Genomic DNA, 21,076 nt, shown 5'->3' with positions numbered 1-21,076 from the left:
CTCAGCGTGGCCCGAGGGGAAGCGTCCAGCGGACCTCGCCGGGTTCGATGACCTCGGGCCGCGCGCCGATCCCGCGGAGGAGGCCGACCGCCCGGCGATTGTCGGGCTCGGCCCACGCGACGACGTCGGTGAACCCCCGCCGGCGCGCGAACAGCACGAGATACCGGGCCATGGCCCGACCGATTCCGACGCCCTGCCACTCGTCGTGCAGTAGCAGGGACACCTCGGCCGCGCCGTCGGACGTCGTCCGCATCACGTTCGCGAACCCGATCAGCGCGTCGCCCACCGCCGGGTCGGCGATCAGCAGCGTGTGCCCCAGCGAGCGATCGACCATCCGGCTCCACTCGGCGGCGCTCAGCCGGTCGCGGCCCGCGTGATAGCGGCGGCACAGCGTCCGCGTCGAACATCGGCGGTGCAGGTCGTTGACGGCCGTCAGGTCGGCGGCGGTCGCCTCGCGCACCCGCAGCACCGGGGCGGCGAACGTCGCGGCGTGGTCAAGGACAGTCATCGGACCTCCCGTAGTCCCTGGCGAATTTAGCGTCCGATCGTTCGGACGTCAAAGGCGAACGACCGTGCGCTAAAGTAGCGGCGTGACCGGACGACGAAGCGCGGTGGACGCGCTGGAGACCCGCGCCGCGATCCTCCGGGCGGCGGCCGACATCGCCTCGGTCGACGGTCTCGAGGGGCTGTCGATCGGCCGGCTGGCGACCGAGCTGTCGATGAGCAAGTCCGGCGTGCTCGGGCAGTTCGGCAGCAAGGAGGAGCTCCAGCTGGAGACCGTGCGGCTGGTGCTCGCGAACTTCGTGGCCCGGGTGTGGGAGCCCGCCCGGCATCTCGAGCGCGGCCTGCCGCGGCTCACCGGGGTCTGCGAGGCGTGGGCCCGCTACGCGATGGCTCCCGGCTACCCCGGCGGATGCTGCGTGGCGACGTTCTCCCACGAGTTCGACGGCCGGCCGGGCCGGGTGCGCGACGAACTGGCCGGCGGCGTCCGGCAGTGGCGCGCGACGCTCGTCCGGGAGATCACCACCGCGATCGGGAACGGCGACCTCCCGCCGGACCTCGACCCGCACCAGGCGGCCTTCACCCTCGACGCGATCGCCTCCGGCGTCGGGCCGGCGCGCCTGCTGCACGGCGAGACCGACGCCGGCACCTGGGCGGCGCACGCGATGCGCGCCGCCCTACGGACGCCGTAGGCGCGGGTCTCGTCCACCGCTGTCCACAGTGCGGTTCGGAGGCAGTGGCCGCTCGGGCATCCCGGACGGCGGCCTCGACGTCGGCCGGGTCGGCGGTCCGCTGCCACTCGCGGAACTCCACCAACCGCGCGGTCAGCGCGTCCTGGTGGAAGGAGAACCCGGCCGCGCCGCGCAGGGTCGTGCGGCCGGCCAGTACGTCCTCGGCCATCTCACGCCGGTCCGGCGACGCTCTCGCGAAGCTGTTCCGGGCTGCGCCGCAGCAGGGCTGCGGCGGCGTCGGCCCGGGGATGCGGCTCGGTCAGAGGGCGGGTCGGGTCTTCCACCGCGGTCCTCCCTCGTTCCGCCGGCGGCAGGGTGGTCCCGGGTCAGCGGGCCGGGTAGCCGGTGGCGTCGTCCGGCCCGGGTTGCCGGCTGTCGTGCCGGCTCGCCCGGGGCCGCGGCGCAGCACCAGATGCCACACCGCCGTCACCAGGAACAGCGGGACCAGGCTGTCGTCGACCGCAGCGGACGAATCCGACCCACGGCCGTGCCGCATGTCAGGATCGGTCCATGCCCCTGACAATCGGAATCAATCACGTCACGGCGGTCACGGCCGACGTCGATCGCCTCGTACGGTTCTACTCCGAGATGTTCGACGCGACGAAGGTCTTCGAAGGCCAGGCAGCACACGGGCATCCCCGGATGGCGATCGTCGAGCTCGGCGGCACGCGCTACGTGAAGATCGTCGAGAACCGGTCCGGCGCTCCGGCCACCGACGCCCTCGGCTCCACCACCGAGCGGTTCGGTCTCGCGGTCGAATCCCACGACGAGCTGCGTGCGCTGCGCGACCGCATGGTCCGGGCGGGCGCGCGGATCGGGGAGATCGAGCGGCTGCCCACCCAGTGGATCATGCGGGTCGTCGACCCCGACGGCGCGGTGCTCCAGGTGTGCGCCCACGCCCGCCCCGACACCACCCGGGCGACAGAATGAGTCGACGGCGGGGCGGGGAGGTGAACGCTCTCGCTGAGCGGCTGGCCCGAGCATCGTCCATCGAGGTCAGTCGGGCCTGGGAGCAGATGGACGACGATGAGCGCTCGCGGTGGATCGCCGCATGGCAGCCGACCGCGCTGTCGCTGCGGGCGCGGAAAGCCCTGCCGCTGTCGGATCGGGAGGTCACGACGATCGCGCAGACCCACCGGCGGATCGAGTCGTCGGGATCCGAGCCGCCGCGCGCGGGGATGACGGAGGCCGCGCAGATGGTGATCGACCTGCGGATCCGCGGGGGCTGACCACGGCCGGGACGCCGGTGCCTCCCAGCCGTCACCGTTGCCGACGGCGGTCCCGGGCGCCCCGTGTGCCGACTCGGGGCCACGGCGAGCGCACCGCCGGCGTGACGTCCGGACCTGGTCAGGAAGGCTTCTCGACGCTCCCGTGCGCGCGGAGGAAGCCGTCGACGAGCGCGTCGGTGAACGCGGGGAGCACCGCCTCCCCCGTGACCAGAACCCGGTAGTACACCGGACCGACGAGCTGGTCGACGGCGCTCCCCGGATCGAGGTCCGCCGGGAGCTCACCGGCCTCGACGGCGCGGAGCAGCCGCTCCGTCTCGCGCTCACGCTGCGGGGCCAGCTGCTCGCTCCGCAGCCGCGCCGCCAGCTCCGGGTCGTGCTGCGCCTGCCCCACCAGGGCTCGAAGAACCGTTCCCGGATCGGACCGGGTCAGGAAGCGCGCCAGCGCCCGGAGATGGGCACGCAGATCCTCGGCGATCGGGCCGCGGTCGGCCGGGGTGAGGTGCTGGGCCAGGTCGGACCCGAGGGCTTCGAGGAGGATGTCGACCTTGGAGGGCCACCACCGGTAGATGGTCTGTTTCGCGACTCCGGCGCGCGCCGCGATGCCCTCCACCGTCACTCCGGCGAAGCCCCGCTCGGTGAGCAGGTCGTCGGCCGCCTCCAGCACGGCCTCCCGTGCGGCCTCGCTGCGGCCGTGCCGGTTGCCGTGGTGACCATCGCCCATCAGTCCCCCTAGAGTGGACGCAACGTTGCGTCTACTCTAGGGCAATGACTACGACCTTGACGCACCCGTCCGTCCGCCGTGTCCTCGACCGCCTGTTCGCCGCCGCCGCGCACGACGACGAGCAGGTCACCGACCTCGCCGACCCCCGCGCGTTCCTCGCCGCACCGGACCACGAGCGCGCCGAGTCGCGGGCGGAGGTCTACATGCCGATCTCCGCGGCCGGCGGCGACCTCCTCTACGCCCTCGCGCGTTCCGCCCGCCCCACCACGGTCGTCGAGTTCGGCACCTCCTTCGGGATCTCGACGATCTACCTCGCCGCCGCGGTCGCCGACAACGGCACCGGGCACGTGTACGGCAGCGAACTGAGCACCACGAAGCTGGCCGCCGCCCGCGACAACCTCACCGAGGCCGGCGTCGCCGACCAGGTCACCCTGCTGCCCGGAGACGCCCGTCAGACGCTGCGCGACGTGCCGGGGCCGATCGGCCTGGTGCTGCTGGACGGGTGGAAAGACGCCTGCCTCGACGTGCTGCGCGCGCTCGAGCCGAGGCTGGCCCCGGGGGCACTGGTGGTCGCCGACGACACCACCTTCGACTCGATGGCCGACTACCTGCGCTACGTGCGCAGCCCGGCCAACGGCTACGTGAGCGTGGCGTTCCCGGTCGAGGACGGCATGGAGATCAGCTGCCGCGCGAGCTGACGCCCGACCGGACCGGGACCGCTGACCCCGGCGAGGCAGGATGGTGACGTGCGCGTCGTGTCCCTGCTTCCCTCAGCGACCGAAATCGTCTACGCCCTCGGCTTGGGCGAGTCGCTCCACGGGGTCACGTTCGAGTGCGACGAGCCCTCGGACGCCCGCCGCGAGAAGACGGTCGTGGTCGGCGGGCGCGACACCCGCGGGATGACACCGGGCGACATCGACGCGTACGTGCGGGAAGCCGGCCCGGCCGTCTACACGCTGCACGCCGGTGCGCTGGCGCGCCTGCAGCCGGACCTGATCCTCACCCAGGACCTCTGCCGGGTCTGCGCCCTGCCCTCCGGGCAGGTCGAACGGGCCCTCGACCACCTCGGGTGCCGCGCCGACGTGCTCTCCCTCGATCCACATTCCCTGGACGACGTCCTGCGCACGATCTCCGCCGTCGGACTCCGGGCCGGGGTCCCGCAGCGAGCCGAGGCAGTGCTCGCCCGGCTCCGGGCCCGGCTGGACGCCGTCCGCGACGCGGTCGCCGCCCGGCCCCGGCCCCGGGTGGTCGTCGTCGAGTGGATCGACCCACCGTTCCCGGCCGGGCATTGGATCCCCGACCTGGTGACCGCCGCCGGTGGCGAGCCGCTCGCGGCCCGGCCGGGAGCCCGCTCCGCCGCCACCACCTGGGACGAGCTGACCGGAGCGCGGCCGGACGTAGTGATCGTCAGCCCGTGCGGCGCCCATCTCGACGCCGCCACCGACCAGGCCCGCGGCATCGCGCACCGGTTCCCGGACGCCGAGATCTGGGCGATCGACGCCGACGGCCTCGTCGTCCGCCCCGGCCCCCGCCTGATCGACGGCGTCGAAGCCATCGCCGCGATCCTCCACCCCGACGCGGTCCCACCCCGGCCCGAGGCCGTCACCCGGGTGCGCTGACGACGCTCAGCCGCGGGTCTCGGTCGGCAGCGATCGGGATCAGGAATTGTCGGAGGGCGTCAGTACCGTGCCGATCCATGACCGCAGGAATCCAGGAGGTCGTCTATCGGCGGCCCTCGGCGCTGGCCGGCGACGGGCTGGTGCTCGAGACGGCCGGGCGTCACGCGTCGTACTTCACGGGGTTCCTCACCGCGGCGCGGCCGGCCGCGATGGGCCTCGCCACGCTGGCCGACGTCGCCGCGGCCGATTTTCGACGGGACCAGATCGGCACCCGGGGGTTGCGTGATCCGGTGGTCACCTGCGCGCAGGAGCGGTTGCGGTTCGAGACGTTGTCCGGCTGCTGCGGGCTCTACGCCCGCCTGGACGTGCTGCCGGCCGCGTTGGACGGGGAGATTCGTGCGCGCGGCACGACGAACGTCGACGTCAACCCGCCGCTCTACACGGCTCTGACCCAGGTCGGCGGCGGCGATCGCTTGCGGTTGACGATCGGGCCCGACGAACTCGCCGTCACGACGCGGAACGCGCATGTCGTCGAGAAGCGCGTCCCGCTGCCCGAGCGCTGGCTGCGCGGCCTGGCCGAGGCCGGCTTCCTCGCCGCCGGGTTCGACCTACGGGCCGAGATTCCCGGTGGGCACGCCGCGGCGCTGCTGCACCGGCTGCCAGCACATCGCGGCGACGATCGCTGGTTCGTGCCCGCCGGCCGCTCGGTGCGCGCTACGTCCGTCGCCGCGCCGGGCGCGGTGTGTCTGGCGGGGGCGCACCGGCTCAGCCTCGTCCGGCCGCTGCTGCCGTTCACCCGCACGCTGCGGCTCTACGGGCCTCCCGTGGCCGCGGGGAGCGCGCCGACGGCCAGCGGCTGGGAGTTCGACCTGGGCGCCGTCCGGTTCTCCGTGCTGCTGTCGCCGGGGATCAACCGTGGCCTGTCCGGTGAGGGTGGTCTGCTGCCGCACCTCGCGGCGGCCGACCCGCTCGCCGACGAACTCGGCGGGGACGGAACCGTCGACCCGGCCGCCTCGGCCAACTCCGAGGGACTCTCGGGTGCGCAGGTCCGCGGTGCCCTCGCGGCGCTTGCCACCTCCGGCACCGTCGGTTACGACTGGTCCGAGGCCGGCTGGTTCCACCGTGAGCTGCCCTACCGGCCGGACCTGCTGGCCGTGGCGCACCCTCGGCACGCGGCGGCCCGCGCACTCGTCGCCGCCGGCGAGATCGAGCCGGTCGCGGGTGGCTACCGGGTCGGCACCCGGCTCGTGCACCGCGGCGCCGACGGCACCTGGGGGTGCACCTGCCCGTGGTGGTCCGAACGGTACGGGCGGCGCGGGCCGTGCAAGCACGTCCTCGCCGTGTCGCTGCTCGCCGCAGGCGGCCCGGCATGAGCGACCCCATGTTCGAGCAGCTGATCTCGTGCGTCGAGGGTGGCCACGTCGAACAGGCGACGGACGCGCTGCTGGCTCTCTCCGAGTCCGAGCGGCGTGCGCTCGCCCCCCGCCTGAAGGCGTACCGGCCGGATCGGCCGGCCTTTCCCCAGTACGAGGACTCGGGCCCCTCTCTCGACCTCCGAGAGGTCCACGACCGATACCAGCGCTCATGGCGGCGGCACGAAACCCTGGAGCGGAATCGCGAGGACGTGTTGCGGATAGCCGGCGCGGCGTGCCTGCCACGCGCGGCCGACGTCGTGACCTGGCTGCGCTCCGACCGGTTCTGGAGGACACCGTCGCTCGCGGCGGTGGCCGCTCTGACCCGGGTGGTCTCCGCCCCGGGGCGTCCCGCGCCGGCGAGCGTCGCACGCCCGCTCGCCGACCGGTTGCGACCGGCCCAGGTCGACCGGCACTGGCCGATGGTCAGCGGGCTGCTGACCGCGGCCGGGCTGGCCCCGCCCCCGACCGAAGCGGTCGTGCGCGGCTGGATCCGCGAGATCGGCCGGGTCGACGTCACCGAACGTCTCCGGGCGCACCCCCACACCGCGCTGCTGCTGCCGCACGTGTTCCGAATCCCGCGGGTGGCCGCCGAGTTGCGTGAGGAGTGGCCGCCGGCGCTGGCCCGGCTCGTCACCGACGGCCACTACCCACGCGCCGTGCTGCTCGCTGATGTCCTGCTGCGGCTGCGTATCGGCGATCGCCCGGGAGCCGTCCGCGTCGTCGTGCGGGTCCACCGGTCGCTGGCACCCACCACGGCTGAGTACGCCGAGCACCGCCAGGAGTATCTCGGCATGCTGTCGTCGCCCCACGTGACCGTCGCCGACTCGGCTCTGGTGGCGCTACGGGCCGCGGACGACGCGGGTCGGCTTCCCGCCGACGCGATCTCCGAGGCCGCATACGCCGTGCTGCCCCGGCCGGAGAAGAAGCTCGTCCGGACGACGCTCGGCTGGCTCGACGCGGTGCTGCGCCGAACCCCCGACCCGCACGTGTTCGCCGCGCTGACCGCCGGTATCGGCAACGAGTCGGTCGACCTGGCCGAGCGCACCCTCACGCTGGCCGCCCGACACCTGCCCACGTTCGGTGCCGAAGGGCGCGCGATGGTGCGCGACGCCGCCGACGCTCTCGACGGCGACCTGCGCCGCCAGGCCTACGCGCTGCTGGACGGACCGCACGTCGGCACCGCCGCGGCGGCCGCGGCCGTGGACGTGGACCGGACCGCCGCCCACCCGGCGCCGCCGCCGATACCGGCACCGATCCCGCCGCCGGCACCGATCCCGCCGCCGGCACTGATACCGCTGCCGCTGCCGGCGCCGATGCCGGTACCGATCCCGCGGCCGGTACCGATCCCACGGCCGGTACTGATCCCACGGCCGGTACTAATCCCACGGCCGGTACTAATACCGCCGCCGGCGCCGATGCCGCCGCCGATCGCGTCGGTGGCCGAGTTGGCCGCCGCCGGGGCGTCCCTGCTGCGCAACCGCGCCGATCCCCTGGTGTTCGAACGGTTCGTCGCCGCCCTGCCCGTGTTCGTGCGCGCCGACCGGGCCGCGGTGTCGGCGGCCCTGACACCGCTGCTCCCGGAGTGGACCGATTCGGTGGTGCTGATGATGCGGTCGGCGGTGACCGGGGTCTGCCGGGGATACGCGCTCAACGAGTACGAACGCAATCCGGCCCACCTGTCCCACCTCACCGCTCGACGCGCGGTCGAGCTGGCCGAACAGCTGGCCGGCGAACCTCCGGCCGCGCTGCTCGCAACGCCGGCCACGGTCGACGGGCACGTCGACCCGGTACGCGTACTCGACCTCGTCGCCGCGGCCGAGGCCGCGGGCACCCGCCCCGGCCCCTACGACCTCACCCAGGCACTGCTCCGCCTTCCCCGCGTGGTCGAGCCCCGGGTCGCCGAGGCCGCCGCCCGGTTACGCTCGCCGGCCGGGCGCGCCCTCGCCCGGTGGCTGGCCGGCGGTGGCCTCGCCGACCCGGACATCCGCATCGTCGACGTCCCGCAGCAGCGGTGCCGGCACGGCAACCGGTTCGACGAGGCGTACCTGCCGTGCGGGTGCGGGCCCACCAGGGCGTACCGGCGCACCGCGACCTTCCCGCTGCTGACGCATCCTGATCTCACGCTCCCGCCGGAACTGCTCAGCCGCCCACCGGAACACGCTGACGGGTTCCACTACGTACTGAGCGCGGTGCCCTGGCCACTGGCCGCGCCCAGCCACCGCGAACTGGTCGCCGCGCACCTGCAGCCGCTGCTCGCCGGAGCCAGTGACGGCAGTGTCCGCAGCGACCGGGGCGCGCTACTGCCGTCACTGGCTCGCGCGTCCGGGCCGCTCGGTCCGGCCTTCGCGCTCTGCCTCGCCTACGGCCTCACGCTCGGTCGCCCCGCCGAACGACTCGCGGCCGCCGACGCGTTCGTGATCACGGCCGCGCGCGCCGACCTCGGCGGCGCCGACGTCGGCGCTCTGGTGGGCCACGAACTCGCCGCCCTTCACGACGCCGGCCTTCTCGTGCTGCGCCGCGTCGCCGAGGCGCTGACCGGGGCGCTGCGCGCGGGTGCCGCAGCCGAGGTCTGGGCGGCGGCCCGTGCCCTCGTACCCGCCGCGCTCACCGCGAGCGCGGGCGGGCCGGACCTCCTGGCGCTGGCGAGCGCCGCCGCGTCCGCGGTCGGAGCACACGAGACCATTCCCGACCTCGAGGACGTCGCCCTCCGCGGCGGTCGCACCCGCTTGGTCACCGAGGCCGGCCGCCTCGCCCGCACCCTCGCGGCGCGGCCGTGACGGCAGCCCGTGTCCGCCGAACAACGGATCACGTCCGGGCTCCCGCGCTGTGCTCGGGAGCGCCGAGCACGACGACCGGACGCATCGGACTCCGACCTCCCGGTCGACCGCGCGCCCTACCGAGGTCGACCACTCCACGGCCGCTCCGGCCGACCGTCCGGGTGGAAACGCTGACGAATCCCGAATGCCGGTGGCTGCGGCCCGTACCGGCGCAGGACGCTCAGCCGGGCCAGCGCTTCGGGAATCGTCGGCTGCGCGTTCGCCGGTGCCCACCACAGCACGGTGGTGGGACCGGGCAGCGAATCGAACCACTCGCGGCGCCTGCGCACGAAATGCCCGTGCCGGCTGCGATAAGTGAACTCGTGCAGCGCCTGATACGAACGCCAGGTCGACACGTTCACCACGGTCAATGGGTCAGTCGGGTCCACCCCGGGGTGGCCCTCGTCGGTCGCGCACCGCCAGACGAAACCCGGCGAGTGCTCCGCGAGGCGGTAGACCGCGTCCAGCGCCGCGACGAACTCGGCCACCCGCGGGTCGCCGAGCGGCTGGCGCAACCGCGCGATGTTCGCCTGCGCCAGATCCCACCGCTCACCCGGCGGGGCGTCCCGTGGCTCACGACTGCCCACCCCGCCGAGCATAGACGGCACGCCACCGGACGATCGGTCGCCTCGTCCAGGCGGCCGGGCCTCAAGCGGCGGCGGCGACCTTCCACAGGTAGCCGTCCGGGTCGCTGAAGTACCCGGAACAGCCCCACGGCGCGTCGACCGCTTCCCGCACGATGGTTCCACCCGCCTCCGTGACGTCCTTCAGAACCTGGTGAACGGCCTCGCCGGAGTCGACGACGTAGTGGAACGAGACGCCACGGAAGCCCGATCCGGCGGGTGGGACGCCGGCGTCACGCGCGGCCGCCTCCCACGGGTACAACGCCAGCGACGGCCCTCCCCCCAACGTGAACGACACGAAACCGGGCTGGTCCTGATCGATCGTGCAGCCGAGGCCGTCACCGTAGAAGCGCTTGGCCCGGGCCAGGTCCTGCACCCCGAGCATGATGGTGGTTGCTTGCAGAGGCATGACTGTCGTCCTTTCTCTGAGCGTCACGAGCTGGGGAGCGCGTCCGGCTTCACCGGGATGCGCCGCGGCGACGTGGTCGGGTCGATGGTGCGTCCGGCGACGTCGAGCACGCCCAGCGTGCGGTCGGCCGGGCGGGTCGCCCAGGACACGAGGGTGACGGCGGCGAGCGCTCCGGTGATGACCACATGAGAGACGGCGGAGCCGGCGACGAGGTGCGAGACGACGGCACCGGAGAAATTGAAGAAGCAGCCGGCGTACGCCCATTCCTTGAGTCGCGGATAACGAGGGGCGAGCAGCGCGACGGCGCCGAGGACCTTCCACGTGCCGAGGATGGTCAGGAAGATCGGCGGGTAGCCGAGCTGATAGACCCCCTCGGCCGTGGCCTGCGCCCGGACGAGGTCCGCGATGCCACCGGTGAACAGCACGAAGACCAAGACGATCGTCGTGCTCCAGTACGTTTTCCGGGCAGCCATGAATGCCCTCCTCACGAGGTTTTCGGATATGTGACCGACGGCAGGAACGGCGAACTCCGTGCCCACTTCCGGCTCGCCCGCCGAGGTGGTCACCACGGTAGGCAGCGGCCCCCGGACGCCTCGACACCAGACGTCATCGCCGCGATGTGAATTCCTCACGTGAAGGGACGTGACGATCGGATCGACCCGGGTACGATCACCCGGCAGACTTCCCGGCACGACGTCGTCAGCGGCGGCCGGTCTCGAACCTGCGGGGTGCCACGTCGACCGCGACCCAGGGGAGCCGTCACCGCATCGGTACCCCTCGACCGCGCTCGTGGTCGGTCCGGAGGCCCCGCGCATCGCGCGGCTGATCGTGCTGGCCGTGTTCTTCGGCTACGCGGTCAACACGGTCAACTCCACCTGGACGACGCTTCCGTGGCCACAGTTCGCCACGTTCGTCGGCTGCCTCGTCGTCCTGCTGCCTTTGCAGTTCCTGCATTCGTTCCGCGAGCCCCTCACCTGGCGGGCCCCCACCAGGCTGCTGACCCTCACGGCCCAGACGCTGGTCACCTTGGTGCCTCTGCTCTGGGTGGGAGCACAGGCTGCGGCGATGGCCGGGTTCCTCGCGGGCTCGATGCTGCTGGCGGTCGCCGGTCGGGTTCGCTGGCTCCTGTACGCCGCCGTGGGCGTCGCCGTCCTGATCGGCCTCCGGGCGATCCACCTGGGCTGGGTGGACATCCTGTACGGGACCTACTTCACGGTGCTGGCCGGCCTGATGATCTTCGGGATCAGCTCGCTGACGTCCCTGGTCGGCCTGGTCTTCGCCGGCCGGGGCGAACTGGCCCGCACGGCGGTCGCCCGGGAACGGGTGCGGATCGCCCGCGACCTGCACGATCTCCTCGGCCTCAATGTCTCCGCGATCGCCCTGCGCAGCCAGCTCGTGCACCGGCTCCTGCCCGGGGCCCCCGCACGCGCCCGGGAGGAGCTGACCGCGGTCCTGCAGGTCACCAGGCAGTCGCTCGCCGATGTGCGGATGGTGACGAGCGGGTCCGGGCCGATGTCCTTCGCGGCCGAGGTGGAGTCGGCCGAGTCGATCCTCGCGGTCGCGGACATCGAGTTCCAGGTGGTCGCCGATCCCCGCGACGTGCCGGGTGAGGTGGAGAACGTCCTCGCCGTCGTGCTGCGTGAGGCGACGACGAACGTGCTGCGGCACGGCCGGGCCAGGCACTGCGCCGTGCGGGTGCGGCGCGGGTCGACGCAGATCCGGCTGCACGTGGACAGCGACGGCGCGGAGCCGGACCAGGGCGGTAGCGAGCGTCCGGGCAGCGGGGAGCGGCCGGGCATCGGGCTCACGAACCTGGCCGACCGGCTCGCCGGGGTGGGCGGCGCGCTGACCGTGGCCGTCGCGGGACAGTGGTTCCGCCTGACGGCGCAGGTGCCGCTGGGCGACGGATCCCGCCGGGCGCCGGCGTCGACCCTGGACGAGGCGGGGCTCGACGATGCCGCCGCGCGCATCGGACGTGGCCGGCCCTGGCATCTGCGGGTGGCCCGGTCGGTCGCGGTGGCGGTGACCGTCGGCTATGCGGCCTTGACCGTCGTCAACGTGGTGTCCCGGCCGATCACCGTCGGTTCGCTGATCGGATTCGTCGCGTGCATGGCGGTACAGGCGAGCGTCCTCATCGCCTACGCCCTCGGCCGCCGGCGCCGACTGCCCGGCCGGCTGCGCACCGGGACCCTGGTGCTGCAACTGGTGGCCGCCGCTCTTCCTCTGCTGTGGTTGGACGCCCCGTGGGGCTCGATGGGCGGGTTCCTCGCCGGAACCGTTCTGCTCGCCCTGCCCGGACGCCGCGGCTGGCTGCTGTTCGCCGCGATCGGCGTCGCCGTCGCCGCGCTCGCGGCGCTTGAGCCCGGGTCGTTCCAGTGGAACGTCTATCTGGTGATCAGCACCCTGCTGACCGGCCTGACCCTCTACGGCATCGGCTCCCTGTCCTCGCTCGTCGTGCAGGTGAACCAGACGCGCGACGAACTGGCCCGGGCGGCGGTGGCTCGCGAGCGGTTACGACTCGCACGTGACCTCGATGAACTGCTGGGCCGCGACCTGTCGCAGGTCGCGGTCGCCTGCCGCAGCGCGCACCGGCACCTGGCCACCGATCCGCAGCTCGCCCGGACGGAGATGGCCGCGGTGCTGGAGGTCTCCCACCGGGCGCTGGCCACGGTGCGGGCCGCGGCCAGCGGATACCGGTACCTCTCCTTCTCGGCCGAGCTCGACTCGGCGGCGTCCATCCTGGAGGCGGCCGGGGTGGACCTCTCGATCGAGGCGTCGGCGCGGCCCGTGCCGCGCACGCTGGACGCGGTACTCAGCCTCGCCCTCCGGGAGGCGGTGGCAAACGTGCTGCGTCACAGCGATGCGGCCCGGTGCCGGATCAGGGTCTGCCACACTGCGGACGACGTGCGGCTGGACGTCACGAACGACGGCGCGGCGAGATCGTCCGACCCGGTCCTCGAAAGCGGCTCCGGCCTCGGGGACCTCGCCGCACGGGTCGGGCAGCTCGGCGGCAGGCTGGTCGCGCACGCGCACCCGGACGGGACCTTCGAGCTACTGATCGAAATACCGACGGAGCCCACCGAGACCGAAGACTGGGAACGGTCGTGTTGAAGATCTTGCTCGCCGAGGACGTGACGATGGTGCGCGGGGCGCTCACCGCGCTCCTCGGGCTCGAGGCGGACATGACCGTCGTCGGCGAGGTCGGCCGCGGTGACGAGATCGTGCCGACGGCCCTCCGCACCCGGCCCGACGTCGCGATCATCGACATCGATCTGCCGGTACTCGACGGGTTGTCGGCCGCGCGGGAGATGCACGCGCGACTGCCCAGTTGCCGAACGTTGATCCTCACCGGCCTGGACCGCCCCGGAACGCTGCGCCGGGCACTGTCCCTGTCCGTGTCGGGTTTCCTGCTCAAGGACTCCCCGTACGAGCGCCTGGTCCAGGCGGTTCGTGAGGTCGCCTCCGGCCGGCGGGTCGTCGACCCCCAACTGGCCCTCACCGCCTGGGACATCGGGGAAAATCCCCTCTCCGCCCGGGAGATCCAGGTTCTGCGTCTGGCCGCCGGTGGAGCGGAGCCGCAGGAGATCGCCGCGACGATTCACGTGTCCCTCGGCACCGTGCGGAACTACCTCACGAAGGTCGTCATGAAGCTCAACGCGCGCAATCGCATCGACGCCATCCGTATCGCCAAGGACGCGGGGTGGATCTGAGTTGACGGCTCAGCGGACGTAGGCAGGCAGTTCCGGGCCGGAGCGGGTCCGGCGGTCCCAGCCGGTGAGCTCGGACGGCAGCGGGAACCCCACGCCCATCCAGCCGAGTGCGTCCAGGTGCCGGCCAGCAGCAGAGATGGGTGGTCTCGTCGTCGGACGGGCCCACCGCACGGACCGCGAGTGCCCCTGCTCCAGTCGCTCGTAGTCGTTGGCCGACATCCGGCCCGTCGCCGGATTCGCGGGTGCGATGCTGCTGGTGGGACGCGTGACGACCGTCGGACCGGGTAGAGACACTGTATGGCCGACACCGCGATCTTCGACGTCGACGGAACCCTGGTGGACACCAACTACCAGCACGCTCTGGCGTGGTTCCGTGCCTTCCGCCGTTTCGGCATCACCCATCCGCTGTGGCGCATCCACCGCGGGATCGGGATGGGCGGAGACATGTTCGTGCCCGAGGTCGGGGGCCGGGACATCGAGGAAGCGCACGGCGACGACCTGCGCAAAGCGTGGGCGGAGGAGTTCGACCGGCTCATCGACGAGATCCAGCCGTTCGAGGGTGCCCACGATCTGCTGGCCGAGGTCAAGGAACGCGGCTTCCGACTGGTCCTGGCCAGCTCCGGCCGGACCGACCACGTCGACCGGTTTCTCGACCTCATCGACGGGAAGTCCCTGGCCGACGCCTGGACCACCTCCGACGACGTGGCGAAGAGCAAGCCCGAGCCCGACCTCATAGCGACGGCCCTGGCCAAGGTCGAGGGAGCCAGCGCGGTCATGGTCGGGGACTCGATCTTCGACGCGCAAGCGGCCGCCAAGCTCCAGATCCCCACTCTCGGGGTCCGTACCGGCGGTTTCTCGGTCGGGGAACTGCAGGAGGCCGGTGTCCTCCAGGTCTTCGACTCGCTGGTCGCCTTCCGCCAGGCCCTCGACGGCACCCCGCTGGCTCGCGCCAGCCGCTGAGCGACTCCGCCGCACACCGCGACCGCGATCGGCGCGTCGGTGAGCGCCACCCGCCCAGGCGAGCCACGGCCGGCGACCACAGGCGCCCATCGCCCGCCGTGACGCGTGAGTCGTTGGTCCCGGAAGTCGATCGCTTCCCCGGCGGTGCCCGGCGCCCGGCCGTGAGCAACGCCCCTGCGACGGTCTCCGGGCCCGTGCGGCGTCTACGATGGAGCGCAGTGCTGGTTCGCCCCGTCAGCCAGACGGGGCGTCGTAAGAGGGAACCCGGTGGGAATCCGGGACTGCCCCGCAGCGGTGAGTGGGAACGACCGCCGTCAATCAAGCACTGGGCCGGCCACGGCCTGGGAAGCGACGGCCAGTAGGAACGCCCGTCCGGCTCCGGCCGGTCGGAAACAGCCCACGAGTCCGAAGACCTGCCCGCACCGCGCACGCGACCCGTGTGCGCCGCCGACGACCCCGAGGGAGGGTCAGGGCGGGGTCGGCGGCTGCGCTGTGCCCTCCCCTGCCTTCCTTCGGTCCATCGGATCTTCGAGGGAAGGACCTCATGAGTAATTTCGGACGAAGCACCGTCCTCGGCTATCCCCGCATCGGCCCCCACCGCGAGCTGAAGAAAGCGGTCGAGGGCTACTGGGCGGGCCGGATCACCGAAGCCGACCTGCACGCCCTCGCGGCTGAGCTGCGCGCCGACGTGTGGCGCACCCTTCGCGAGGCGGGGCTGGAGGCGATCCCGTCCAACACGTTCTCCTACTACGACCACGTGCTCGACACCGCGGTCGCCGTCGGAGCGGTTCCGGAGCGGTTCCGCCGTCTCGGGCTGTCCGACCTGGACACCTACTTCGCGATGGCCCGCGGTGTGGACGCCGAGCCCGCGCTCGAGCTGACCAAGTGGTTCGCCACGAACTACCACTACCTCGTGCCGGAGATCGGCCCGGACACCGTCTTCGCGGCCGACCCCGCGAAAGCCCTGGCCGAGCTGGCGGAAGCACCCGGGACCCGGCCGGTGCTCATCGGCCCGGCGACGTTCCTCCTGCTGGCCAAGGCCGCCGACGGTGCGCCGGAGGGCTTCCGGCCGTTCGACCGTCTCGACGACCTGGTCGAGGTCCATGCGCAGATCCTGGGCGCGCTGGCCGACGCCGGCGCCGAGTGGGTACAGCTCGACGAGCCCGCCTACGACGCCGACCGCACCCCCGCGGAGATCGACGCGCTCCGCGCCGCCTACGCCCGGCTCGTCGCGCTCGAGCACCGGCCGAAGATCTTCGTCGCCACGTACTTCGGCGCGCTCGACGACGCCCTGCCGGCGCTGCTGGAGACCCGGGTCGACGCGCTGGGCCTCGACCTGGTCAACGGGGCCCGGGATCTGGACCGGCTCGCCGGCACCGGCACGGTCAGCGGCACGACGATCGTCGCCGGGCTCGTCGACGGCCACAACGTCTGGCGCGCCGACCTCGGCGCGGCGGCCGCGCGCTACGCCACGCTGAGCGGCCTGGCCGAGGACGTCGCGGTCTCCACCTCGTGCTCGCTGCTCCACGTGCCGGTCGACCTGGCCGCCGAGACCGACCTCGACCCGGCGCTGGTGGAGCGTCTCGCGTTCGCCCGGCAGAAGGTCGACGAGATCGTCGCTCTCAGCAAGGTCCTGGACGACGGCGTCGGCGGCCTCCCCGCCTCTCCCGGCGAGGCACCCGAGGCATGGCGGGACCAGACCGTCCGCGCCCGCCTGGACGCGCTGCGCCCGGAGCACTCGCGCCGGGGTGCCTACGCCGACCGGGCCGCCGCCCAGCAGCAGCGGCTGAACCTGCCGCCGCTGGCCACGACCACGATCGGGTCGTTCCCGCAGACCGACGCGCTGCGCCACGCCCGCGCCGAGGTCCGCGCCGGGCGGCTCGACGCGGCCGGGTACGAGGAGCGGATGCGCGCCGAGATCGCCGACGTCGTCGCGCGGCAGGAACGTCTCGGCCTGGACGTACTCGTGCACGGCGAGCCCGAGCGCAACGACATGGTGCAGTACTTCGGGGAGCAGCTCGGCGGGTTCGCGGCCACCGTCGGCGGCTGGGTCCAGTCCTACGGCTCCCGCTGCGTCCGTCCTCCGATCATCCACGGCGACGTCACGCGCCGAGCGCCGATGACCGTGGCGTGGTCGGCGTACGCGCAGTCGCTGACCTCGAAGCCGGTCAAAGGCATGCTGACCGGTCCGGTGACGATCCTCGCGTGGTCGTTCGTCCGGATCGACCAGCCCCTGGCCGACACCGCGAACCAGGTCGCACTCGCTCTGCGCGACGAGTGCCACGACCTGGAGGCGGCCGGGATCCGGATCATCCAGGTCGACGAGCCGGCGCTGCGGGAGACCCTGCCGCTGCGCCGGGCCGACCAGAAGGCCTACCTCGACTGGTCGGTCGGGTCGTTCCGGCTGGCGACCAGCGGGGTCGCGGACTCCACCCAGATCCACACCCACCTCTGCTACTCCGAGTTCGGTGAGGTGCTGCCCGCCATCGACGCGCTCGACGCGGACGTGACGAGCATCGAGGCGTCCCGGTCGAAGATGGAGATCCTCGACGACCTCGCCGCGGCCGGGTACAGCCGGGGCGTCGGCCCGGGTGTCTGGGACATCCACTCCCCCCGCGTACCCGCCCGGGACGAGGTGACCGACGCCCTGCGCCGGGCGGTCGCGGTCGTGCCCGCGCAGCGGTTGTGGGTCAACCCCGACTGCGGGCTCAAGACCCGCGGCTACGCGGAGGTGGAGGCCTCGCTCGCGCACCTGGTGGCCGCGGCCGCCGAGGTCCGCCGGGACAGTTAGTTGCACACCCCCAGCACGCGAGGGTGGGTGATCGGCCACCGCTGACGAGCGGGACGACTCGGCCGGAACCACTGGGGCCGGTCGCGGGAGCGACCGGCCCCAGCCCGGCAGGCGTAGAGCTAGAAGTCTTCGTCGAACGCGACGGAACCCGGGACCGCGACCTGGTACGCGGAGACGCGGCGTTCGAAGAAGTTCGACAACTCCTGGACGTCCTGCAGGTCCATGAAGCCGAACGGGTTCGACGACCCGTACATCGGGTCGAGCCCGAGCTGCAGCAGCCGCCGGTCCGCGACGTGCTGCAGGTACTCGCGCATGTCGATGAGCGACAGGCCCGGCACGCCCGGCCCGACGAGGTCCTCGGCGAACTGGGTCTCGCACTCGACGGCTTCGGCGAGCATGTCCCGGACCTGCTGGGCCATCTCGTCGTCGAAGAGATCGGGCTCTTCGCGGCGAGCGGTTTCGACGACGTCGAACGCGAACGCCATGTGCATCGACTCGTCGCGGAACACCCAGTTCGTGCCGGAGGCCAGGCCGTGGAGCAGGCCGCGCGAACGCAGGAAGTAGACGTAGGCGAAGGCGCCGTAGAAGAACAGCCCTTCGATGCACGCGGCGAAACAGATCAGGTTGAGCAGGAACTTCCTGCGGTCGGCCCGGGTTTCGAGGCGGTGCAGGTCGCCGAGCGAGTCGATCCAGCGGAAGCAGAACTCGGCCTTCCGCGCGATCGACGGGATGTTCTCGACGGCGGCGAACGCCTCGAAGCGCTCGTTCTCGTCGGGGACGTAGGTGTCCAAGAGATTCAGGTAGAACTGGACGTGCACGGCCTCCTCGAACAGTTGCCGGGAGAGGTAGAGCCGCCCTTCGGGCGAGTTCACGTGCTGGTACAGGTTGAGCACGAGGTTGTTGGCGACGATCGTGTCGCCGGTGGCGAAGAACGCCACGAGCCGGGACACCAGGTGCCGCTCGGCCGGCGACAGCTTCGCGAGGTCGCGCAGGTCGGTGTGGAGGTCGACCTCCTCGACGGTCCAGGTGTTCTTGATCGCGTCCTTGAAACGGTCGAAGAAGTGCGGGTAACGCATGGGACGCAACGTGAGGTCCATGCCGGGGTCGAGAAGCATTACTGGCAGGCCTCGCAGGACTCGGGGTTCTCCAGCGAACAGGCGATGGCTTCGCTGATTTCGGGCTCGGGTGTGCTGGGCGCGGCGACGGCAACCGTCGCCTGCTGGATGCGAGTCGCCGGGCGTGACCGCAGGTAGTAGGTGCTCTTGAGCCCGGTCTTCCAGGCGTAGGAGTACATCGAGGAGAGCTTGCCGATCGTCGGCGAGGCCAGGAACAGGTTCAGCGACTGCGACTGGTCGATGAACGGCGCCCGGGCGGCGGCGAGGTCGATCAGCGCGCGCTGAGGCAGTTCCCAGGCCGTGCGGTACAGCTCACGGACCTCGGCCGGCAGCGCGGTGATGCCCTGGACCGAGCCGTCGGCCTGCTTGATCGCGTTGCGTACCTCGGCCGTCCACAGGCCACGGTCCTTCAGCTCGCGGACCAGCGCGGAGTTGATCTGGAGGAACTCGCCGGAGAGCGTCTCGCGCTTGAACAGGTTGGAGACCTGCGGCTCGATGCACTCGTAGCAGCCGGCGATGGACGCGATCGTGGCGGTGGGGGCGATCGCGATCAGCAGCGAGTTGCGCAGACCGGTGGTGCCGACCCGCGTCCGGAGGGCGTCCCAGCGTTCGCCGCTGGTCTCGACGTTCCAGAGGTCGGGCTGCAGGTCGCCGCGGGCCGCCCGGGTGTCGGCGAACGCCGGGTGCGCGCCGAACTGCTCGGCCAGGTCCGCGGAGGCCTCGAGTGCGGTGAGGTAGATCTCCTCGGCGATCTTCGTGGACAGCGCTTTGGCGTCCGCTCCGTCGAACGGGAGCCGCAGGGCGAAGAACACGTCCTGCAGCCCCATCACGCCGAGGCCGACCGGGCGCCAGCGCGGGTTGCTCGCCGCGGCCTGCGGGGTCGGATAGAAGTTGATGTCGATCACGCGGTCCAGGAAGACCACCGCGGTGCGCACCGTCGCGCGCAGCTTCTCCCAGTCCAGGTCCGTGCCCGCGACGTGCGCGGCGAGGTTGACCGAACCGAGGTTGCAGACGGCGGTCTCGTCGTCGCTGGAGACCTCGATGATCTCGGTGCAGAGGTTGGAGAGGTGGACGACGTTTTTCTTGTCGGCGGTCTGGTTCGCGAGGCGGTTGGAGGCGTCTTTGAACGTCATCCAGCCGTTGCCGGTCTGGGCGAGCGTGCGCATCATCTTGCCGTACAGGTCGCGGGCCTTGATTTTCCGGACTTCGCGGCCGGCCTGCTCGGCGGCCTCGTAGGCCCGCTCGAAGTCCTCGCCCCACAGATCGGGGAAGTCCGGGAACTCGTCGGGGTCGAACAGCGACCACAGGCCGTCTTCCTCGACCCGGCGCATGAACAGGTCCGGGATCCAGTTCGCGAGGTTGAGGTTGTGGGTCCGGCGGGCGTCCTCGCCGGTGTTGTCGCGCAGCTCGAGGAACTCCTCGATGTCGGGGTGCCACGGCTCGAGGTAGACGCAGGCCGCGCCCTTGCGTCGGCCGCCCTGGTTGACCGCCGCCACCGAGGCGTCGAGCGTGCGCAGGAACGGGACGATGCCGTTGGACTGGCCGTTCGTCCCGCGGATCAGCGCACCGCGGCCGCGGACGCGGGAGAACCCGATACCGATGCCCCCGGCGAACTTGCTCAGGTTCGCCACCTGCGCGTACCGCTGGTAGATCGAGTCCAGTTCGTCCTTCGGCGAGTCGACCAGGTAGCAGCTCGACATCTGGGTGTGACGGGTGCCGGAGTTGAACAGGGTCGGCGAGCTCGGCAGGTACGCGAGGCTCGCGAGCAGCCGGTAGAAGCCGATGGCTTCCTTGGCGGTGGTGCTCAGGCCGCAGGCGACCCGCAACAGCCAGTACTGCGGAGTCTCGACGACCAGCCGGGCGTGGGGGTGGCGCAGCAGGTACCGGTCGGCCACCGTCCGCAGGCCGAAGTACTCGAAGCGCAGGTCGTTGGACTCGTCGATCGCGTCGTCGAGCTTACGGGCGTTCTTCTTGACGAACGCGGCGGTCTCGTCGCCGATCAGGCCCTGTTCGTGGCCCAGCGCGATCGACTGGCTGAAGGACGCGATGCCCTGCCCGCGGACCTCTTTGTCGAGGTAGCCGGCGAGGAGGCGGGCGGCGAGACGGGAGTACTGCGGCTCCTCGCCGATCATCTCGGCCGCGGTCTGGATGCTGAGCTGGTCGAGCTCGGCCGTGGTCGCACCGTCGTAGAGACCGCTGATCGTCTTCGTCGCGACCCGCAGCGGATCGACGTCGGTGAGGTCGTCGGCCCAGCGCTCCACGGCTTTGACGATCTTGTTGACGTCCACCGGCTCGGCGTCGCCGTTGCGCTTGGTGACGTGCATCTGGGGCCTGCGCTGGACCGGTGTCTCCGGCGCGACCTCGGCGGTTGTCACAACTCTCTCCTCGCGAGTAAGTCCTCCTGAGGACACGCGAGAACAGACACCATCGGCGCAC

The 21,076-nt window shown here is 72.1% G+C and carries 19 protein-coding genes and 1 riboswitch; of the genes, 11 read left to right on the top strand and 8 right to left on the bottom strand.

What is annotated here, in order from left to right; genetic code table 11:
- Position 1: 1 nt before the first annotated feature.
- Entirely contained in the window at positions 2 to 508 is a 507-nt protein-coding gene (locus CRYAR_RS17715) for a GNAT family N-acetyltransferase (RefSeq protein ID WP_051570514.1), read from the bottom strand.
- 82 nt (positions 509 to 590) lie between these two features.
- Between CRYAR_RS17715 and CRYAR_RS17710 the strand changes: the two genes are divergently transcribed.
- The 3 genes from CRYAR_RS17710 to CRYAR_RS17700 all read left to right on the top strand — a co-directional run bounded on the left by CRYAR_RS17710 (position 591) and on the right by CRYAR_RS17700 (position 2,461).
- Positions 591 to 1,193, top strand: coding sequence for a TetR/AcrR family transcriptional regulator (locus CRYAR_RS17710; RefSeq protein WP_035852246.1), 603 nt, complete (start codon positions 591 to 593; stop codon positions 1,191 to 1,193).
- Between the two features lie 549 nt (positions 1,194 to 1,742).
- On the top strand, positions 1,743 to 2,162 hold the full coding sequence (locus CRYAR_RS17705) for a VOC family protein (RefSeq protein WP_035852245.1): 420 nt from the start codon (positions 1,743 to 1,745) through the stop codon (positions 2,160 to 2,162).
- Positions 2,163 to 2,182: 20 nt separating this feature from the next.
- Entirely contained in the window at positions 2,183 to 2,461 is a 279-nt protein-coding gene (locus CRYAR_RS17700) for a hypothetical protein (protein WP_157017851.1), read from the top strand.
- 118 nt (positions 2,462 to 2,579) lie between these two features.
- On the opposite strand, the gene CRYAR_RS17695 is transcribed toward CRYAR_RS17700, so the two are convergent.
- Positions 2,580 to 3,182, bottom strand: a complete 603-nt coding sequence (locus tag CRYAR_RS17695; RefSeq protein WP_035852240.1) for a TetR/AcrR family transcriptional regulator — start codon at positions 3,180 to 3,182, stop codon at positions 2,580 to 2,582.
- Between the two features lie 44 nt (positions 3,183 to 3,226).
- On the opposite strand from CRYAR_RS17695, the gene CRYAR_RS17690 reads away from it, so the two are divergent.
- The 4 genes from CRYAR_RS17690 to CRYAR_RS17675 all read left to right on the top strand — a co-directional run bounded on the left by CRYAR_RS17690 (position 3,227) and on the right by CRYAR_RS17675 (position 8,993).
- Positions 3,227 to 3,880: an O-methyltransferase gene (locus tag CRYAR_RS17690; RefSeq protein WP_035852237.1), complete on the top strand. Its 654-nt coding sequence runs from the start codon at positions 3,227 to 3,229 to the stop codon at positions 3,878 to 3,880.
- 48 nt (positions 3,881 to 3,928) lie between these two features.
- Positions 3,929 to 4,801 (top strand): ABC transporter substrate-binding protein, encoded by an 873-nt coding sequence (locus CRYAR_RS17685; RefSeq protein ID WP_035852235.1) that lies wholly within the window; start codon positions 3,929 to 3,931, stop codon positions 4,799 to 4,801.
- Between the two features lie 77 nt (positions 4,802 to 4,878).
- Positions 4,879 to 6,174 (top strand): SWIM zinc finger family protein, encoded by a 1,296-nt coding sequence (locus CRYAR_RS17680; RefSeq protein WP_035852232.1) that lies wholly within the window; start codon positions 4,879 to 4,881, stop codon positions 6,172 to 6,174.
- Positions 6,171 to 8,993 (top strand): hypothetical protein, encoded by a 2,823-nt coding sequence (locus CRYAR_RS17675; RefSeq protein WP_157017849.1) that lies wholly within the window; start codon positions 6,171 to 6,173, stop codon positions 8,991 to 8,993. Before CRYAR_RS17680 ends, CRYAR_RS17675 begins: the two co-directional genes overlap by 4 nt.
- A 116-nt stretch (positions 8,994 to 9,109) precedes the next feature.
- Here the strand turns inward: CRYAR_RS17675 and CRYAR_RS17670 are convergent, their stop codons facing one another.
- The 3 genes from CRYAR_RS17670 to CRYAR_RS17660 all read right to left on the bottom strand — a co-directional run bounded on the left by CRYAR_RS17670 (position 9,110) and on the right by CRYAR_RS17660 (position 10,537).
- Positions 9,110 to 9,619: a DUF3291 domain-containing protein gene (locus CRYAR_RS17670; protein WP_169745052.1), complete on the bottom strand. Its 510-nt coding sequence runs from the start codon at positions 9,617 to 9,619 to the stop codon at positions 9,110 to 9,112.
- A 61-nt stretch (positions 9,620 to 9,680) separates the two neighbouring features.
- Positions 9,681 to 10,064, bottom strand: coding sequence for a VOC family protein (locus CRYAR_RS17665; protein WP_035852226.1), 384 nt, complete (start codon positions 10,062 to 10,064; stop codon positions 9,681 to 9,683).
- 23 nt (positions 10,065 to 10,087) lie between these two features.
- Positions 10,088 to 10,537, bottom strand: a complete 450-nt coding sequence (locus tag CRYAR_RS17660; RefSeq protein WP_063725727.1) for a DoxX family protein — start codon at positions 10,535 to 10,537, stop codon at positions 10,088 to 10,090.
- A gap of 316 nt (positions 10,538 to 10,853) precedes the next feature.
- Here CRYAR_RS17660 and CRYAR_RS43240 point away from each other — a divergent pair, with 316 nt between their 5' ends.
- Entirely contained in the window at positions 10,854 to 13,175 is a 2,322-nt protein-coding gene (locus CRYAR_RS43240; protein WP_051570510.1) for a sensor histidine kinase, read from the top strand.
- Entirely contained in the window at positions 13,169 to 13,774 is a 606-nt protein-coding gene (locus tag CRYAR_RS17650; RefSeq protein WP_035852223.1) for a response regulator transcription factor, read from the top strand. Before CRYAR_RS43240 ends, CRYAR_RS17650 begins: the two co-directional genes overlap by 7 nt.
- 9 nt (positions 13,775 to 13,783) lie before the next feature.
- Here the strand turns inward: CRYAR_RS17650 and CRYAR_RS47360 are convergent, their stop codons facing one another.
- On the bottom strand, positions 13,784 to 13,993 hold the full coding sequence (locus CRYAR_RS47360) for a hypothetical protein (RefSeq protein WP_157017845.1): 210 nt from the start codon (positions 13,991 to 13,993) through the stop codon (positions 13,784 to 13,786).
- A gap of 78 nt (positions 13,994 to 14,071) precedes the next feature.
- On the opposite strand from CRYAR_RS47360, the gene CRYAR_RS17645 reads away from it, so the two are divergent.
- Positions 14,072 to 14,734, top strand: coding sequence for an HAD family hydrolase (locus CRYAR_RS17645; RefSeq protein ID WP_035852222.1), 663 nt, complete (start codon positions 14,072 to 14,074; stop codon positions 14,732 to 14,734).
- Positions 14,735 to 14,939: 205 nt separating this feature from the next.
- A riboswitch (cobalamin riboswitch) is annotated at positions 14,940 to 15,169 on the top strand.
- 109 nt (positions 15,170 to 15,278) lie between these two features.
- Positions 15,279 to 17,525: a 5-methyltetrahydropteroyltriglutamate--homocysteine S-methyltransferase gene (gene metE / locus CRYAR_RS17640; protein WP_035852219.1), complete on the top strand. Its 2,247-nt coding sequence runs from the start codon at positions 15,279 to 15,281 to the stop codon at positions 17,523 to 17,525.
- 119 nt (positions 17,526 to 17,644) lie between these two features.
- On the opposite strand, the gene CRYAR_RS17635 is transcribed toward metE, so the two are convergent.
- Together CRYAR_RS17635 and CRYAR_RS17630 are read right to left on the bottom strand one after the other, a co-directional pair.
- Complete coding sequence (locus tag CRYAR_RS17635) at positions 17,645 to 18,640, bottom strand: ribonucleotide-diphosphate reductase subunit beta (protein ID WP_035852216.1); 996 nt, start codon at positions 18,638 to 18,640, stop codon at positions 17,645 to 17,647.
- Positions 18,640 to 20,964, bottom strand: coding sequence for a ribonucleoside-diphosphate reductase subunit alpha (locus CRYAR_RS17630; protein WP_084700643.1), 2,325 nt, complete (start codon positions 20,962 to 20,964; stop codon positions 18,640 to 18,642). The genes CRYAR_RS17635 and CRYAR_RS17630 overlap by 1 nt, the downstream gene beginning before the upstream one ends.
- Positions 20,965 to 21,076 lie beyond the last annotated feature (112 nt).

Source organism: Cryptosporangium arvum DSM 44712 (genome assembly GCF_000585375.1).
GTDB classification, from domain to species: Bacteria; Actinomycetota; Actinomycetes; order Mycobacteriales; family Cryptosporangiaceae; genus Cryptosporangium; species Cryptosporangium arvum.
Note: the sequence above shows the minus strand (reverse complement) of the source record. Positions and strands in the feature narration are given on the sequence as shown.

Excerpts from the sequence above, each read along its gene's own strand:
- CRYAR_RS17705 (WP_035852245.1), top strand. The coding sequence starts at position 1,743 with ATGCCCCTGACAATCGGAATCAATCACGTCACGGCGGTCACGGCCGAC.
- CRYAR_RS17630 (WP_084700643.1), bottom strand. The coding sequence starts at position 20,964 with ATGCACGTCACCAAGCGCAACGGCGACGCCGAGCCGGTGGACGTCAAC.
- CRYAR_RS17695 (WP_035852240.1), bottom strand. The coding sequence starts at position 3,182 with ATGGGCGATGGTCACCACGGCAACCGGCACGGCCGCAGCGAGGCCGCA.
- CRYAR_RS17660 (WP_063725727.1), bottom strand. The coding sequence starts at position 10,537 with ATGGCTGCCCGGAAAACGTACTGGAGCACGACGATCGTCTTGGTCTTC.
- CRYAR_RS17715 (WP_051570514.1), bottom strand. The coding sequence starts at position 508 with ATGACTGTCCTTGACCACGCCGCGACGTTCGCCGCCCCGGTGCTGCGG.
- CRYAR_RS17675 (WP_157017849.1), top strand. The coding sequence starts at position 6,171 with ATGAGCGACCCCATGTTCGAGCAGCTGATCTCGTGCGTCGAGGGTGGC.
- CRYAR_RS17665 (WP_035852226.1), bottom strand. The coding sequence starts at position 10,064 with ATGCCTCTGCAAGCAACCACCATCATGCTCGGGGTGCAGGACCTGGCC.
- CRYAR_RS17645 (WP_035852222.1), top strand. The coding sequence starts at position 14,072 with ATGGCCGACACCGCGATCTTCGACGTCGACGGAACCCTGGTGGACACC.
- CRYAR_RS17635 (WP_035852216.1), bottom strand. The coding sequence starts at position 18,640 with ATGCTTCTCGACCCCGGCATGGACCTCACGTTGCGTCCCATGCGTTAC.
- CRYAR_RS17690 (WP_035852237.1), top strand. The coding sequence starts at position 3,227 with ATGACTACGACCTTGACGCACCCGTCCGTCCGCCGTGTCCTCGACCGC.
- CRYAR_RS47360 (WP_157017845.1), bottom strand. The coding sequence starts at position 13,993 with ATGTCGGCCAACGACTACGAGCGACTGGAGCAGGGGCACTCGCGGTCC.
- CRYAR_RS17680 (WP_035852232.1), top strand. The coding sequence starts at position 4,879 with ATGACCGCAGGAATCCAGGAGGTCGTCTATCGGCGGCCCTCGGCGCTG.
- metE (WP_035852219.1), top strand. The coding sequence starts at position 15,279 with ATGAGTAATTTCGGACGAAGCACCGTCCTCGGCTATCCCCGCATCGGC.